Origin of the sequence: Streptomyces sp. NPDC048566 (genome assembly GCF_043199735.1) — a bacterium.
GTDB lineage: Bacteria > Actinomycetota > Actinomycetes > Streptomycetales > Streptomycetaceae > Streptomyces.
This window is the reverse complement of record NZ_JBICWL010000001.1, coordinates 226,121-239,942: the sequence shown is the minus strand read 5'-3', so window position 1 is coordinate 239,942 and position 13,822 is coordinate 226,121. Positions and strand designations below refer to the sequence as shown.

General features: G+C 73.3%; 12 protein-coding genes. 6 read left to right on the top strand and 6 right to left on the bottom strand.

From position 1 onward, the window contains the following. Window positions 1-154 precede the first annotated feature (154 nt). Window positions 155-520: a DUF5133 domain-containing protein gene (locus ACGFS9_RS00930; protein ID WP_393249424.1), complete on the bottom strand. Its 366-nt coding sequence runs from the start codon at window positions 518-520 to the stop codon at window positions 155-157. A 304-nt stretch (window positions 521-824) separates the two neighbouring features. On the opposite strand from ACGFS9_RS00930, the gene ACGFS9_RS00925 reads away from it, so the two are divergent. The 3 genes from ACGFS9_RS00925 (at window position 825) to ACGFS9_RS00915 (ending at window position 3,349) form a co-directional block, all read left to right on the top strand. Beyond that, on the top strand, window positions 825-1,394 hold the full coding sequence (locus tag ACGFS9_RS00925) for a Dps family protein (protein WP_393249422.1): 570 nt from the start codon (window positions 825-827) through the stop codon (window positions 1,392-1,394). 298 nt (window positions 1,395-1,692) lie between these two features. After that, window positions 1,693-2,571, top strand: a complete 879-nt coding sequence (locus tag ACGFS9_RS00920) for an RNA polymerase sigma factor SigF (protein WP_393249420.1) — start codon at window positions 1,693-1,695, stop codon at window positions 2,569-2,571. Between the two features lie 382 nt (window positions 2,572-2,953). Next, entirely contained in the window at window positions 2,954-3,349 is a 396-nt protein-coding gene (locus tag ACGFS9_RS00915) for an SsgA family sporulation/cell division regulator (RefSeq protein ID WP_393250464.1), read from the top strand. A gap of 88 nt (window positions 3,350-3,437) precedes the next feature. Here the strand turns inward: ACGFS9_RS00915 and ACGFS9_RS00910 are convergent, their stop codons facing one another. Then, on the bottom strand, window positions 3,438-4,295 hold the full coding sequence (locus ACGFS9_RS00910; RefSeq protein WP_393249418.1) for a DMT family transporter: 858 nt from the start codon (window positions 4,293-4,295) through the stop codon (window positions 3,438-3,440). A 269-nt stretch (window positions 4,296-4,564) separates the two neighbouring features. Between ACGFS9_RS00910 and ACGFS9_RS00905 the strand changes: the two genes are divergently transcribed. Further along, the gene (locus tag ACGFS9_RS00905; RefSeq protein ID WP_393249416.1) at window positions 4,565-5,425 is read left to right on the top strand and encodes an ANTAR domain-containing protein; all 861 of its coding nucleotides are present in this window, start codon (window positions 4,565-4,567) and stop codon (window positions 5,423-5,425) included. Between the two features lie 36 nt (window positions 5,426-5,461). Here ACGFS9_RS00905 and ACGFS9_RS00900 read toward each other — a convergent pair whose 3' ends face one another. The 3 genes from ACGFS9_RS00900 to ACGFS9_RS00890 form a co-directional block, all read right to left on the bottom strand. Continuing rightward, window positions 5,462-6,250: a helix-turn-helix domain-containing protein gene (locus ACGFS9_RS00900; protein ID WP_393249414.1), complete on the bottom strand. Its 789-nt coding sequence runs from the start codon at window positions 6,248-6,250 to the stop codon at window positions 5,462-5,464. Between the two features lie 109 nt (window positions 6,251-6,359). Next, complete coding sequence (locus tag ACGFS9_RS00895) at window positions 6,360-8,066, bottom strand: sulfite oxidase (protein ID WP_393249412.1); 1,707 nt, start codon at window positions 8,064-8,066, stop codon at window positions 6,360-6,362. Between the two features lie 52 nt (window positions 8,067-8,118). Beyond that, window positions 8,119-8,961, bottom strand: coding sequence for an anti-sigma factor domain-containing protein (locus ACGFS9_RS00890; protein WP_393249410.1), 843 nt, complete (start codon window positions 8,959-8,961; stop codon window positions 8,119-8,121). A gap of 231 nt (window positions 8,962-9,192) precedes the next feature. Between ACGFS9_RS00890 and ACGFS9_RS00885 the strand changes: the two genes are divergently transcribed. Both ACGFS9_RS00885 and ACGFS9_RS00880 read left to right on the top strand, forming a co-directional pair. Then, window positions 9,193-10,299 carry a PP2C family protein-serine/threonine phosphatase gene (locus tag ACGFS9_RS00885; RefSeq protein ID WP_393249408.1) on the top strand — a complete coding sequence of 369 codons (1,107 nt, stop codon included), beginning with the start codon at window positions 9,193-9,195 and terminating at the stop codon, window positions 10,297-10,299. A 145-nt stretch (window positions 10,300-10,444) separates the two neighbouring features. Then, entirely contained in the window at window positions 10,445-11,065 is a 621-nt protein-coding gene (locus ACGFS9_RS00880) for an L-threonylcarbamoyladenylate synthase (protein ID WP_393249406.1), read from the top strand. A gap of 82 nt (window positions 11,066-11,147) precedes the next feature. Here ACGFS9_RS00880 and ACGFS9_RS00875 read toward each other — a convergent pair whose 3' ends face one another. Further along, window positions 11,148-13,538 carry a M4 family metallopeptidase gene (locus ACGFS9_RS00875; RefSeq protein ID WP_393249404.1) on the bottom strand — a complete coding sequence of 797 codons (2,391 nt, stop codon included), beginning with the start codon at window positions 13,536-13,538 and terminating at the stop codon, window positions 11,148-11,150. Window positions 13,539-13,822 lie beyond the last annotated feature (284 nt).

The following is a 13,822-nucleotide window of genomic DNA, read 5'->3' as shown; positions in this document are numbered from 1 at the left end:
GCGCCGCGCGAGCAGCGGACAAGGCGGCGGAGCTAAGCCGGGCAGCCACGCACAACGCGCAGGCAGACCCGTCCGGGTCTGCCCCACCGCACCTTCAGCGTCGGGTGCCGAGCACGACCTGCCCTGTCCCCTCGGTTCGCGCTCCGGGCCCCGGCTACGGGCGGACGACCGGTCCGGCCCCGCCCGCGCCCTGGCCGGTCAGCGCCGCCGCACCGGTGCGTGCCCGCGCCATCGGCGCGGGCACCGTCGCCCTGCCGTCCGTCGCCCGGACGACTTGGTCGTTCGCCACCGGCCGCGCGCTCCTCCCCGCCTCGCGGCGACCGCCGGCGGCGGCGAGCATGGCGTCCGCCGCGGCGACCGCCTCGTGGACGCCGGTCTTCCCCGTCATCACGCAGAGGGTGTAGGTCACGTCCTCCAGCCGGCGCGCCGTCTCCAGGGTCTCCTTCTCGGCGTAGGCGATCTGCAGAGCCGCGTAACGCGTCAGAAGTCTCCGGACGACCTTCGGATCGGGCACGAGCACGGCGAGGGCTCCTCTCTCGATTTTCCGACCCTGTGCCCGGTGCGTGGCGATTCATGCGCAACAGCGGTGCCACACAACCTCTTTGGCTCAACCCTTTCCTCCGGTGGAAGGACACCGCACACGATCCGTGTACGGCACAGGTGTGACCGGAGGGAACCCGGGCACATGGCGGCGAGGGCGCTTCCCGGCGTCGCCGTGACCGCCGAAACCGCTGATGGCGGCTCCGGAGCGGCGGCGCGGACCACCCCGGGAATCCCCGACGAACGCGAACACCCGCGAGATCCCGTGCGGAAGGAAACACGACATGGCGACGTCCACGACACCGAAGTACACCGTCCCGGGCATCAGCACGCACGACGGCGGACGGATCATCGACCTGCTCGGCCGGCGCCTGCACGCCCTCAACGACCTGTCGCTGACGTTGAAGCACATTCACTGGAATGTGGTCGGCCCCCATTTCATCGCCGTCCACGAGATGCTCGATCCCCAGGTGGACCAGGTCCGCGAGATGGCCGACGACACCGCCGAGCGCATGTCGGCGCTGGGCGGCGTGCCGCAGGGGACCCCGGGGGCGCTCGTCGCCGAGCGCACCTGGGACGACTACAGCGTCGGCCGCGCCGACGCCATCGCCCATCTCGGCGCGCTCGACCTCGTGTACACGGGTGTCGTCGAGGATCACCGCGCGGCACTCGCCGAGGTCGGGAAGATCGACCCGGTGACGGAGGACCTCCTCGTCGGGCAGCTGCGCTCGCTCGAACAGTTCCAGTGGTTCGTGCGCGCCCATCTGGAGAGCTCCGGCGGCTCCCTGTCGCAGGCGCGGGCCCGCACCGAGCGGGAGGCCGCACGATCGGCCGAGCGCGGCGCGGAAGGCTGACGCGCCCGCCCGCGCCGCCTGCCCGTACGGCCGGGCGGCGCGGGCGATGGCGCCGGGCACGGCGTCCGGGGGCAGGTGTCGCGGGCCCGGACCGGGGAGACCGGTCCGGGCCCGCTTCTTCTTCCGCCGGCCCCTCTCGGGGACGGCCGGAGCGACCGGACCGCCCGTCCCGGCCACGGCCTGCGGGACGCCCGGAGGGGGTGCCCCGAAAAAGTTCCGGATTCTCGGGAATGAGCGGTGCGATGCGGGGCAGACGGGCTTTCGCATCAATTCCTGCGGACGATATGGGGTGGACGGCATGACAGCCGTGACGGCAGCCGAGGCAACGCACACGGCGCAGTTGGCGGCGACCGCGGAGGACACCCTGCCGCAGATCACCGAGCCGCTGAAGGTCAGCCCCAAGGACGCCCGCGCGCTGTCACGCCAGTTCTTCGACCGGCTCACCGTCCTCGAAGAGGGCACGCCCGAGTACCAGTACGCGCGCAACACCCTCATCGAGATGAACCTCTCCCTGGTCCGGTACGCGGCCGCGCGCTTCCGCAGCCGCAGCCAGGGCGAGATGGAGGACATCGTCCAGGTCGGCACCATCGGCCTGATCAAGGCGATCGACCGGTTCGAACTCACCCGCGAGGTCGAGTTCACCTCCTTCGCCGTCCCCTACATCGTCGGCGAGATCAAGCGCTTCTTCCGCGACACCAGCTGGGCCGTGCACGTCCCGCGCCGCCTCCAGGAAGCCCGCGTCGAACTGGCCAAGGCGACGGAGGAACTGCGCACGCGCCTGGGCCGTACGCCCACCACGCGCGAGCTGTCCGAGCTGATGAGCCTGAGCGAGGAAGAGGTCATCGAGGCCCGCAAGGCGTCCAACGGCTACAACTCCTCGTCCCTGGACGCCGCGCTCACCGCCGACGGCGGCGCCGACGGCGAGGCCGTCCTCGCGGACTTCCTCGGCGAGGACGACCCGTCGCTGGAGCTGGTCGAGGACTTCAGCTCGCTGGCCCCGCTCATCGCCGAGCTGGACGAGCGGCAGCGCCGGATCATCCACATGCGGTTCGTCGAGGAGCGCACCCAGGCCCAGATCGGTGAGGAGCTGGGCATCTCCCAGATGCACGTCTCCCGGCTGATCACCCGCATCATCAAGCAGCTGCGCACGGGCCTGCTGGACCCCGCGGTCGCCTGACCCGCCCCGCCCGGCGCCCACCACACGACCATCCCCTCGCCTCTGGGCCGGACTCGGATCCGGCCCAGGGACGAGGGTGCCTCTTCGTCCCCGCAGGGATCGGGACGAGACGGGCCGGGAAAAGAGGCGGCCCCGCCGGCAGCCGGGGGGGGTGACTGCCTGCGGGACCGCGGGGCTCGAAGACCGCCAGGGGGGGGTTGGCGTCCTCAAGCTCCTTCAGCATGCTGCTCCCCCGGCCTCCAGGGGGCATGCACACGGGAATTCGGCCCGCTTTCCCTCGGATGGAGCAGCATGCCGCGGCGGGGACCGGTTACCAGGGGGTTCTCCGTCCGTCCTTCACCAGGGGCTTGTCTTGATCACAACCGTGCGCCGAACGCTCGTCATGCAGGTCGTCACCGAGAACGCGGGGCGCTTCCCCGTGATGGCGCATCTCGGGTACCGCGCCGACGACCCGTTCGCCGTCACCCTGACCTTCCGGCACGAGGGCGTCGTCCTGGCCCGGTGGCGGCTGGACCGCGAGATGCTGGCCGACGGCATCGTCCGTCCGGTGGGCGAGGGCGACGTGCGGATCGGGCCGCGGAGCACCGGCCGCTGGCGCGAGGTGGGGCTGGAGTTCTTCGGCCGTCCCGAGGCGGACGGCGCGCGGGGCCACGCCCTGGTGCTGGGCTGGGCCCCCGCGATCGAGGCGTTCCTCGATGAGACGCACCGCGCGGTGCCGCTCGGCGAGGAGGAGGTCTCGCTGGACGGGTTCCTCGCCGAGGTCATCGCCGGCGGCTGACGGCGCCCGCGCACCGTCCCGGCGCGGCCCTCGGTCCACCCGCAGGACGTGTGTCGGTCCGGGCGAGAACGGGAAACGCTCACGGGGCCTAATGGGCCGGTTCGGCAAGGCGCGGGATCACGCGGGTCAGCCGCAGCACCCCCCACAGGACCAGGCCGGCCCCGGCCAGCTCGGGGAGCAGCCACCAGCCGGAGCGGATGCTCTCGTCGAAGAGGAACACGCCGAGGAACAGGCTCACGGTCGCGTCGCCGATGGTGAGGGCCGGCTGCGAGGCGACCAGGGGGCCTGCCTGGAGGGCGTTCTCCAGAAGCAGCACGGCGGCGATGCCGGTGACGACGAATCCGTACGTCTGCCAGACGGTGAGGAAGGGCGCGAAGCCGTCGCTCTCCAGGGTGCCGACGGCCGACTTCAGCAGCGCGGCGGTGAGGGCGTTGCTGATGGCCGACGCCGAGCCCAGCACCGCGGCCCGGAACAGCGGCGGGCGTCCGGGCCGCGCGACCGCCACCGCGACGGCGACCGCGCCGAGGCACAGCACGAGCATCGGGATCCAGCGCCGCATGGGGGCGGACACGCCCGATCCGGACGGGTCGGCGGCCACGAGGACCAGCCCCAGACCGGCCACCACACCGGCGACGGCGCCCCACCCGGAACGCGGCAGGCGGCGGTGGAACAGGGGCACGGAGATCATCAGGGCGAAGGGCAGCTCCAGGACGAACAACGGCTGCACCAGCGACAGCGGGCCGTTGGCCAGGGCGAGCGCCTGGAACAGGGCCGCGCCGGTCACACCGGCGATGCCGACCAGCCACGCGGGCTGCCGGGCGAGCGCGAGGATGAGCCGCAGACCACCTCCCCGCGTGAGGCGGGCGGCGGCCTTGCGCTGGAAGGCCGTACCCGTGGCGTTACTCGCGGCGCCCAGCAGGGCGAACAGGACGGCCAACGCTGTCACCCCTCCACCATGCCCCGCGCCGACGGGCCGGGGCATCCCGGACCGTCGGCCGGACGGGTGGCGGTCCGGGTCCTGCGGTCCTCTTGCGGAGCGGAGACGGCAGGGGGGTAGGGTCGGCTGGATGTGCTTGGGAAGCAGGCACGCACCGCTCGGTGATCGCGGTACCCGCTCCAGGCGCGGGCCGGAACCGGGCGGTGGCGGTCCGCCGTCGCTTCCCCGGGCGTCCGGGCCGCCGACCCCCGTCGTCGACCGTGAGGATGCCGTTGTCCATGAGCCAGGAGGCCGAGTTCCCGATCGCCGGCCCGGTCGGTCCGGAACCGGAGGCCACCGACGAACCGGCCGAGGAGATCGCCCGGCTGCGGGAGGACAACGCCGGTCTCCGGGAGCGGCTGCACGCACGGCCCGGCATCTCCCTCGCCCAGGGCGTCCTGATGGAGCGCTACCGGCTGCCGGCGCCCGACGCGGCGTTCGTCCTGCTGCGCGAGGCGTCCCAGCGGTTCAACATCAAGCTGCACACCCTCGCGGACGCGCTGGTCAGAACCTCGTACGACCCTGACGCCGCGGCCGTGTCCCCCGACCGGTCCCGGCCTCCGGCGCCCGCGCTGCCCGGTCTGCGGATCACGGCCGAGCACCCTCATCAGGGCGAGGTGCTGAGCGGGGTCCTGCACCGGGTGCTCGACATCACGCGGACCGGTATGGGCAATGTGCAGCTCGCCGAGGGCGGACGCCTGCGGATGGTGCGGCACACGGGCCTGACCCGCGAGTTCACCGGCTTCTTCGCCTTCGTCGACGGGCAGAGCACGTCGTGCGGCCAGGCCGCGGAGGAGCGCCGCCAGGTCACCGTCCGCGACGTGGCCACCGCGGAGGTCTTCGACGAGGAGTCGCGCGGGGTCATCCTGCGCGCCGGCAGCCGGGCCTGTCACAGCGTGCCGCTGGTCAACCGCGCCGGCGTGGCGGTCGGGATGGTCTCCTCCCACCACGAGCGGCCACTGCCCGGATTCACCCGGGCCCAGCTCCAGACCCTGGAGGCCACCGGTGTGGCGGTGGGGAACTGGCTCTCCTGGCACCGCCGGACCGTCGTGACGGACGCGCTGGCCCATCTGCACACCACGGCCACCGCTCGGCGCTGACGCGGTGGCCGTGACGGAGGTCGGACGCGGGTCGGGTCAGGGGCGGCCGGGGGCCGCGCCCGCCGCCGTCCCGTGCTGCCGTGCCGCGGCGCCCGACGCCTGCGCCGGAGCGGTGGTGACCATGAGGTGGACGAAGATCAGCCACACGCCGGCCGCGACGGCCGCGAGCCGGAACCGGTGCCTGCGGGCCGCCGACACCGGGTCCGGTCCGCCCGCGACCGGCAGTCCCGCCGGACGCGGGGCGGGCGCGCCCGGCAGGATCCGTACCCGTGCCGCCCCGGCCGGAGCCGGCGTGACCGGCACCGGGGTCAGGTCTCGCGCACGGTGCGGGCCGGCCGCCGTACCCGGGGCGGGGGCGGGCGCGCGCCCCGGGGAGGCGGCCGCGGTGCGGACCGGGTCCGGCCCCGGGGACGGCGCGACGATCGGCGCAGGTGCCCGCGGCGGCGCCGGGACCGGCACGGGGGCGGCCGGCCGCGGCGCTTCCGGAACGGTGGCGGCGGGGCGCTTGCGCGCCACTCCCCCGCCCGCGGCCCGCGGCCCGGCCGGAGACCGCCGCGCGCCGGGAGCCAGGCCCTGGGCCAGTCCGCTGAGGAACGCGGCGTAGGCGGCCCGGCGCTGCCCGGTCGGGGTGGTACGGCCCGCCTCCCAGGAGCGGACCGTCGCGGGGGTCACCCCGAAGGCTGCCGCGACCTGCTGTTCGGACAGGTGCCAGGAGAGGCGCAGCCCGGCCCGGACCTCGGGCGCGGGCAGGGGGGCCTTCCCGTCGCGGCGGCGCGGGTGGGAGGGCATGGGCGGCGGCTGCTGCGGAAGGAGGTCGGTCGTCATGACGGTAGGACAACCGCATGGCAGGTCATGTGACTGTCCGTCCGCGAATACACCCGTACGCAGTAGACGGCGGGAGCGCGGCCCCCGCCGTCCACCGGTCGCGGCGGGGTCAGTCGACGGTGACGACCACGGAGTGCCGGCCGCTGGCGCCGTCCGGGATGGTCCGGGTGCGCTCGGCCGTCTGGACCGTGCCGGTGCGGTCGGTGGCCCGGACCGTGAGGGTGTGGCCGCCTCGCGTGGCCTTCCACGGGTAGGACCACTGACGCCAGGTGTCGACGCTGTCCTCGGCGGCCAGGCGGGCCTCCTCCCAGGGGCCGTCGTCGACCCGCACCTCCACCTTGTCGATCCCGCGGTGCTGGGCCCAGGCCACCCCCGCGACCATGACGGTGCCGGCCTTGGGACGGGCGAACGGCTTCGGGGTGTCGATGCGGGACTCGGTCTTGATGGGGGCCTTGCGGGCCCACTTCCGCTTCACCCAGTACGGGTCGTACGCGTCGAAGGTGGTCAGTTCGATGTCCTTGATCCACTTGCACGCGGAGACGTAGCCGTAGAGGCCGGGGACGACCATGCGCACCGGGAAGCCGTGCTCGAAGGGCAGCGGCTCGCCGTTCATCCCGAGGGCGAGCATCGCGTCCCGGCCGTCCATCACGTCGTCCACCGGGCTGCCGATCGTCATGCCGTCGACCGAGCGGGCCACCAGCTGGTCGGCGGGCCCTCCCTTGGAGGGGGGACGTACCCCGCACTCTTCGAGGAGGTCCGCGAGGGGCACCCCGATCCAGCGCGCGTTCCCCACGTAGGGCCCGCCCACCTCGTTGGACACGCAGGTCAGTGTGATGTCCCGCTCGATGAGCCGACGCCGCAGCAGGTCGTCGAAGGTCAGCGTCACGGGCCGGGTCACGCCCTTGCCGTGAATCCTGAGCCGCCAGTCGGTGGCGTCCACCTTGGGGACCACCAGCGCCGTGTCGACGCGGTAGAAGTCGCCGTTCGGCGTCACGAAGGGGCTGACGCCGTCCACCCGGAGCTGCGCGCCCTTGGGAACCGGGTCGGCCTTGGAGGCGGCGGCGGGCAGCACGAGCCGCTCACGCGAGGCGACGGCGTCCTGGCCGCGGTTGCCGTTGAGCGAACGGCCCAGTGCCCCCGCCCCCGCGGATGCGGCCGCCGCGGCGGTGGCCGCGACGATGAATCCGCGCCGGTCCCAGCCGGACTCCCTCGACGGGACGGCCGGGGCGGCAGCTCCGTCGGTCGTCCCGGAGTGGTCGTCGTCCGGCTGGGAGACCGGCGCGGAGGGTGCGGGCCGGGTGGCGGTGAGCCGCCCGACCAGCACGTACAGGAGGAGCGCGCCGCAGAGCGCTCCGGCGGCCGACGGCAGGGCGTCGGTCCAGCCGGCGGAGTCCGGGCGGCTGAGGGCGGCGGCGCACCCGATGACGCCGAAGAGGAGCACGCCGGCCGCTCCGGCGCGGCGGTGCCGGACGGCGAACGCTCCGATCGCGGCGGCGAAGAGGGCGAGGACCGCCAGGATGCCGAGCTGGAGGACGAGCTTGTCGTTCGTACCGAAGTGCCGGATCGCCCAGTCCTTCACCGCCGGGGGCGTCCGGTCGATGGCGGCGCCGCCGACGGCGACGATCGGACTCGCCTGGGGCCGTACCAGCGCCGAGACCAGTTCGGCGGTCGCAAGGGCGGCGCATCCCGCGAGGAGTCCGCCGAGTGCGCCGAGGGGGTAGAGCAGCCGGCCGCTCGGCGCTTTCCGATCCTTCTGTCCTGTCGTCACGGTGGGAATCCGGTTCCCGGGGCCGGGCGGATTGGTCGGGAGGGACATTCACGGCCCGCCGCGGCTCCTGCGCCCGGCGGCACGGGAGCCGCGGCGCAGGTCAGTCGGCAAAGCCCAGCAGGGCCACGGGGTTCGACGTCGGGTGGGCCGATCCGCCGTCCGGCTCGACACTGACGCCGAGCCCGGAGGCCGCACCGACACCGCCGTCGAGCACCACGGCGACGGGGTCCGCGGAGGCGTGCACGACACCGGCGGGCCGCATCACCCCGGCGTCGTTGAACCAGAGTTCGAACACGCGGCCGCGCCCCGGGGAGGGCACGGCGTCGGCGGTGAACAGGGCGCGGTCCACCTGGTGCGAGACGGCGAGCCGCGCGGTCGCCCCTTCGGTGAGCGGGAGTTGCCGGGTCCGGGTGTCGGGCGCGGCCAGCACGGCGGCGACGAGGGCGAGGCGGTGTTCCGCGCGTGCCCGTTCGGCATCGGCCCGCCGGTACTGCCAGGTGGTCGTGGCGCCGAGCGCGACGGCCGCGGCCAGGCAGGCGGCGAGGGCCCAGTGCGCGGCGCGGTGACGGCCCGTGCGGTCCGGGCCGCCCGCCCGCAGCAGGCCCCGGCGGGGGATCTGAGGGGTTCCCTCGACGCGGGCCAGCACCTGGTCCCTGAAGTCCCGGCGGGGCCGGACGGTGGTGGCCGCGGCGAGCCGGGCGGCCGTCTCCCGGAATTCCTCCGCCTCGGTCGCGCAGACGGCGCAGGAGGCCAGATGCCGCTCCAGAGCGGGGTGTTCGCCGGGGTCCAGCGCGTCGAGGGCGTAGGCGCCCATCAGGAGGTGGGCGTGGTTCCCGTCGGCGCCGGCCCGGCGGCGGCCCGCGGCGTGCCACCGCCCGGCGAACGACAGACCCGTCCGGCGTGTCCCGGCCGGGAACGCACCTGCAAGAATCCCACGCGCCATTCGGAGTCCTTTCCGGCACCGTTCCCGTCCGTCCGTGATCCGCAGCCGGCGGGTTCGCGGATTGGTGTGCGATTCGTCACGGCTCCGGGTGAAGCACCGCAGACCGGACACCCGGCCGCCGGAGCCCTGTCACCCTTCCGTTCCCGCGGCGGCGCTCCTGGTGCGTCCGGAGCGGACCGGAATGCGCGCCGGGCCGGAATGGAGGAGCGTGGTGGCGTAAGGAGGAGTGCCATGGCCAGGACGTCCGCGCCCGGCGAGCGGGACGGCATGGACCGGAGTTGGCTGCGGGGCTCGCCCCCTCCGCTCTGGGTACGGCTGCTTCCTCCGGTGCTGCTGGTGGCGATCTGCGTGGCAGAGCTGGCGACGCGCGAGGCGCTGGACATCGGCTTCCTGCTGGGGGCCATTCCCTCGCTCGCCGTGCTGTCCTACGGCCCGGTGGCGACGGCGGCGTTCGGCCTGATCGTGGTCGTCCTGCTCAACGTTCCGGCCATCCAGCTCAACCATCCGGGCAACACCGACCTGCTGACCATCACCTTCATCGCGCTGCTCAGCGTGCTCGTCGCGCTGGTGCGCAGCCGCAGGGAGCAGCACCTGGTCACCGTGCGGTCGGTGGCGGAGGCCGCCCAGCTGGCCGTGCTGCCCCCGCTGCCCGGCCGGGTCGGCGCGGTGCGCTGCGTCGGTCTCTACCGGCCGGCGCAGCGCGAGACGCTGGTCGGCGGTGACTTCTTCGACGTACGCGACGGCCCGTTCGGGGTGCGGGCGGTGATGGGGGACGTCCAGGGGCACGGGCTGTCGGCGGTGGGGACGGTCGCCTCGCTGCTCGGGGCGTTCCGGGAGACCGTTCTCGACCAGCGCGATCTCGTCGACGCGGCGGCCCGGCTGGACCGCAGGCTGGTCGCGGACTCCGCGGCGGCGGGGAACACGGAGATGTTCGCGACCGCGCTGCTGCTGGAGTTCCTGCCCGGCGCGGACGGGGTGCGGCTGGTGTCCTGCGGGCATCCGCGTCCGTTCCTGCTGCGCGGCCCGAAGGTCCTGGAACTCGACAGCGATCCCGGTCCCCCGGTCGGCACCGGGTTCTTCGCCCTGGCTCCACCGGAGTGCCGCACGGTCGTGCTGGAGCCCGGCGACCGGCTGTTCGTGGCGTCGGACGGGGTGAACGAGAGCCGCGACGAGTCCGGCGCCTTCTACCCCCTGTCCGAGCGGCTGACGGAGTTCGCCGACGAACCCTCGCAGACCCTGCCGGACCGGGTGTGGGAGGACCTCACCGCCTTCTGCCCCCGGATTCGCGACGACGTCACGATGCTGGTGCTGGCGCCCGTGCCGAGCGGTGCGGGGTGACGGCGCGGACGGCCGGGCCGCCGGCGCCGCCCGTTCCCGGCTCCACCGTGGAGACCCTCGCGCGCGGCGGGGCGCCGACCGCGCCGCAGCCGCCCCCGGGAGCGGGGAAGGGTGGCCTGCCGGGCACCGGGCCTAAGCTCGGGGCATGGCCAAGTACTTCGACGTGCACCCCGAGAACCCACAGCGCCGCACCATCGGGCAGGTGGCCGAGATCGTCCGGAGCGGCGGGCTGATCGTCTACCCGACGGACTCCTGCTTCGCTCTCGGCTGCGCGCTCGGCAACAAGGAGGGCATCGACCGCATCCGGTCGATCCGGCAGCTCGACGAACGGCACCATTTCACGCTGATGTGCGAGGACTTCGCGCAGCTCGGCCTGTTCGTGCGGATCGACAACGCGGTGTTCCGCTCGGTCAAGGCGGCGACGCCGGGCAACTACACCTTCATCCTCCCGGCGACCAAGGAGGCCCCGCGCCGGATGCTGCACCCCCGCAAGAAGACGGTCGGCGCGCGCATCCCGGACCACGCGGTCGCCCAGGCGATCCTCGCCGAACTCGGCGAACCGCTGCTGTCGAGCACGCTCCTGCTGCCCGAGGAGGACAAGCCGCTCACGCAGGGATGGGAGATCAAGGACCGGCTCGACCACGTGGTGGACGCGGTGATCGACTCCGGGGACTGCGGGACGGAGCCGACGACGGTCGTCGACTTCTCCGCCGGCCGGCCCGAGATCGTGCGGCTCGGGGCGGGCGACCCCGCACGCTTCGAGTAGCCGGAGCACCGCGGCCGCGCCGCGGACTCCCGGGGAGTCCGCGGCGCGGCCGCCGCTGTCGCGATGGTGCGTGCGGTGCGGATCAGCTGGTCGTCAGGGCGGTGTCGTCGACGACGAAGCTGGTCTGGAGCGAGGAGTCCTCGGTGCCGGTGAACTTCAGGGTGACGGTGGAGCCGGCGAAGGAGGAGAGGTCGAACGTCTTCTGCGTGTAGCCGCCGGCCTTGTTCAGGTTCGAGTAGGTCGCCAGGGTGGTCGAGCCGGCCTTGACGGTGAGCTTGTCGTAGGCGGTGCTCGTGGTGGTCTCGGCGGTGTCGATGTGCAGGTAGAAGGTCAGCGTGGCGTGGCAACCGGCAGGCACGGTCACCGACTGGGACAGCGTGTCGGTGTGGGTGGAGCCGTAGCCGTCCAGCCAGGCCTTGTAGGAACCGGAGTGGGCCGCCTCACCGGAGTCGGTGGTGATGACCCCGCTCGACGCGGTCCAGGTGGTGTTGCCGGACTCGAAGCCGGCGTTGCCGAGCAGCTGGGCCCCGGTACAGGTGCCGCCGCCTGAGGGGCTGACCGTCCAGGTGAACGAGGCGGTGCCGGTCGCGCCGGTGCCGTCCGTGACGGTGACGGTCGTGCTGGACGTTCCCGCGGCCGTCGGGGTGCCGGTGATGGCGCCCGTCGAGCTGTTGATCGACAGCCCGGCCGGCAGCCCGGAGGCCGCGTAGCTCAGGGAGCCGCCGTTGGTGCTGCTCGCCGCGATCTGCAGGCTCACCGCGGTGCCGACGGTCGCGGCCTGGCTGCCCGGGTTGGTGACGGTCACTCCGTTCCCCGGAGGCGTGACGTGACTGCCCACGTTGATGCCCGCGAAGGCGTTGGCGACTCCGGCGTACTGCGTCGAGTTGGCGCCGTACAGCGCGGTCGCGGCGTTCAGCGCGGCGGTGCGGGCGCCGGCGTAGTTGGTGCTGGACGTCATGTACGTCGTCAGCGCCTTGTACCAGATCTGGAGCGCCGCGGCGCGGCCGATACCGGCGACGGCGACGCCGTCGGAGGTCGGGCTGTTGTAGCTGACGCCGTTGATGGTCTTGGCGCCGCTGCCCTCGGAGAGCAGGTAGAACATGTGGTTCGCGGGGCCCGAGGAGTAGTGGACGTCCAGGTTCCCGATACCGGAGTACCAGGAGTCCTTCGACCCGCCGTCCTTGCTGGGCTTGTCCATGTAGCGCAGCGGGGTGCCGTCGCCGTTGATGTTGATCTTCTCGCCGATGAGGTAGTCGCCGACGTCGGAGGAGTTGTTGGCGTAGAACTCGACGCCGGTTCCGAAGATGTCGGAGGTCGCCTCGTTCAGGCCGCCGGACTCGCCCGAGTAGTTGAGACCGGCGGTGTTGGAGGTGACGCCGTGGCTCATCTCGTGGCCGGCCACGTCCAGCGAGGTCAGGGCGTGGGTGTTGCCCGAGCCGTCGCCGTAGGTCATGCAGAAGCAGCCGTCGTCCCAGAACGCGTTCACGTATCCGGAGCTGTAGTGGACGCGGGAGTAGGCGGCGACGCCGTTGTTCTTGATGCCGCTGCGCCCGAAGGTGTTCTTGTAGAAGTCCCAGGTCTCCTGGGCGCCGTAGGCGGCGTCGGCGCCGGCGGTCTGGGTGTTGGAGCCCGACCCGGTGCCCCAGGTGTCGTCGGAGTCCGTCATCAGCGTGCCGGTCCCGGACGTGCCGCCGTTCAGGCTGTACGTCTTGTGGCCGCCGCGCGTGGTGTCGTACAGCTGGTACGTGGAGCCGGACAGCGTGGTGTTGAGGCTGACGGTGCCGCTGTACTGGGTGTTGCCGGTGCCGGTCTGGACGCCCTCGTAGCGGCTGAGCTCCTTGCCGGTGGTGGCGTCGGTGACGACGTGCAGCTTGCTCGGGGTGCCGTCGTCCTGGAGGCCGCTGACGACGGTCTCCCAGGCCAGGCGCGGGGTGCCGGTGCCGGCCCAGATCACCTTGCGGGCGCTGTCGGTGGCCGGCCGCTGCGCCTTGAGTTCCTTGGCCGCGCCGAGCGCCTTGGTTCCGGCGGCGGCCTTGGTGACCTTGGCGGTGGTGGTCGCGACCTTGATGGCGCGCTTGTTGTTGAAGGTCGTGCCGACGGTCCCGGAGGCCCGCGAGGCGGGCGGGGTGTGGACCACCACGTCGCCGCCGAGCACCGGAAGTCCGGCGTAGGTGCGCTCGTAGCGGGTGTGCAGGGTGCCGTCGTTGTCCTTGACGACGTCCTTGACGACCAGCTTCTCCTTCGGGCCGAGACCCAGGAGTCCGGCCGTGTCGGTCGTCCGCTGCGACGCCTTCTTCAGCAGGGCCACGTGCTGGGACGGGGTGAGCTTGGCCTCCAGTCCCCCGGAGCGCAGGGGGCTGGTGTGGGGGGCGGGCCGGGCGGCTGCCGGAACCGTCTGCATGCCGACGGCGAGCAGGGCGGCGGTGGCCACCAGGGCTCCGGCCGCGGTCGCCTGACGGGGGATACGTCTCACTCGGACTCCTACTGATTCGGCCGCGGTCGGCGGCCGGTGAGGGGACCGGACAGACGGGATGTGCTGTCCGGGAGGAGCTGCGCAAGCGCGTGCGGGAACGCGACCGTGGGCAGGTCGGGGAGTGACCTGCGCTTCGGGTGGGGGAAGAATGGCATTGTTGACTGATGCATGACATCGCTGCGGCGGCGATCGAGGGTTATCCCTACGCGACGCCGGGGGACCCCCCTCGCCACCCGCCCCTCGCCTCCCCCGGGACCGCCCGGCTCGCCCGATTCCCGCCGGGC

What these genes read in the sequence shown, in the direction of transcription:
- ACGFS9_RS00925 (WP_393249422.1), top strand. Translation starts at nt 825, where the DNA reads ATGGCGACGTCCACGACACCGAAGTACACCGTCCCGGGCATCAGCACG.
- ACGFS9_RS00920 (WP_393249420.1), top strand. Translation starts at nt 1,693, where the DNA reads ATGACAGCCGTGACGGCAGCCGAGGCAACGCACACGGCGCAGTTGGCG.
- ACGFS9_RS00915 (WP_393250464.1), top strand. Translation starts at nt 2,954, where the DNA reads ATGCAGGTCGTCACCGAGAACGCGGGGCGCTTCCCCGTGATGGCGCAT.
- ACGFS9_RS00905 (WP_393249416.1), top strand. Translation starts at nt 4,565, where the DNA reads ATGAGCCAGGAGGCCGAGTTCCCGATCGCCGGCCCGGTCGGTCCGGAA.
- ACGFS9_RS00900 (WP_393249414.1), bottom strand. Translation starts at nt 6,250, where the DNA reads ATGACGACCGACCTCCTTCCGCAGCAGCCGCCGCCCATGCCCTCCCAC.
- ACGFS9_RS00895 (WP_393249412.1), bottom strand. Translation starts at nt 8,066, where the DNA reads ATGTCCCTCCCGACCAATCCGCCCGGCCCCGGGAACCGGATTCCCACC.
- ACGFS9_RS00890 (WP_393249410.1), bottom strand. Translation starts at nt 8,961, where the DNA reads ATGGCGCGTGGGATTCTTGCAGGTGCGTTCCCGGCCGGGACACGCCGG.
- ACGFS9_RS00885 (WP_393249408.1), top strand. Translation starts at nt 9,193, where the DNA reads ATGGCCAGGACGTCCGCGCCCGGCGAGCGGGACGGCATGGACCGGAGT.
- ACGFS9_RS00880 (WP_393249406.1), top strand. Translation starts at nt 10,445, where the DNA reads ATGGCCAAGTACTTCGACGTGCACCCCGAGAACCCACAGCGCCGCACC.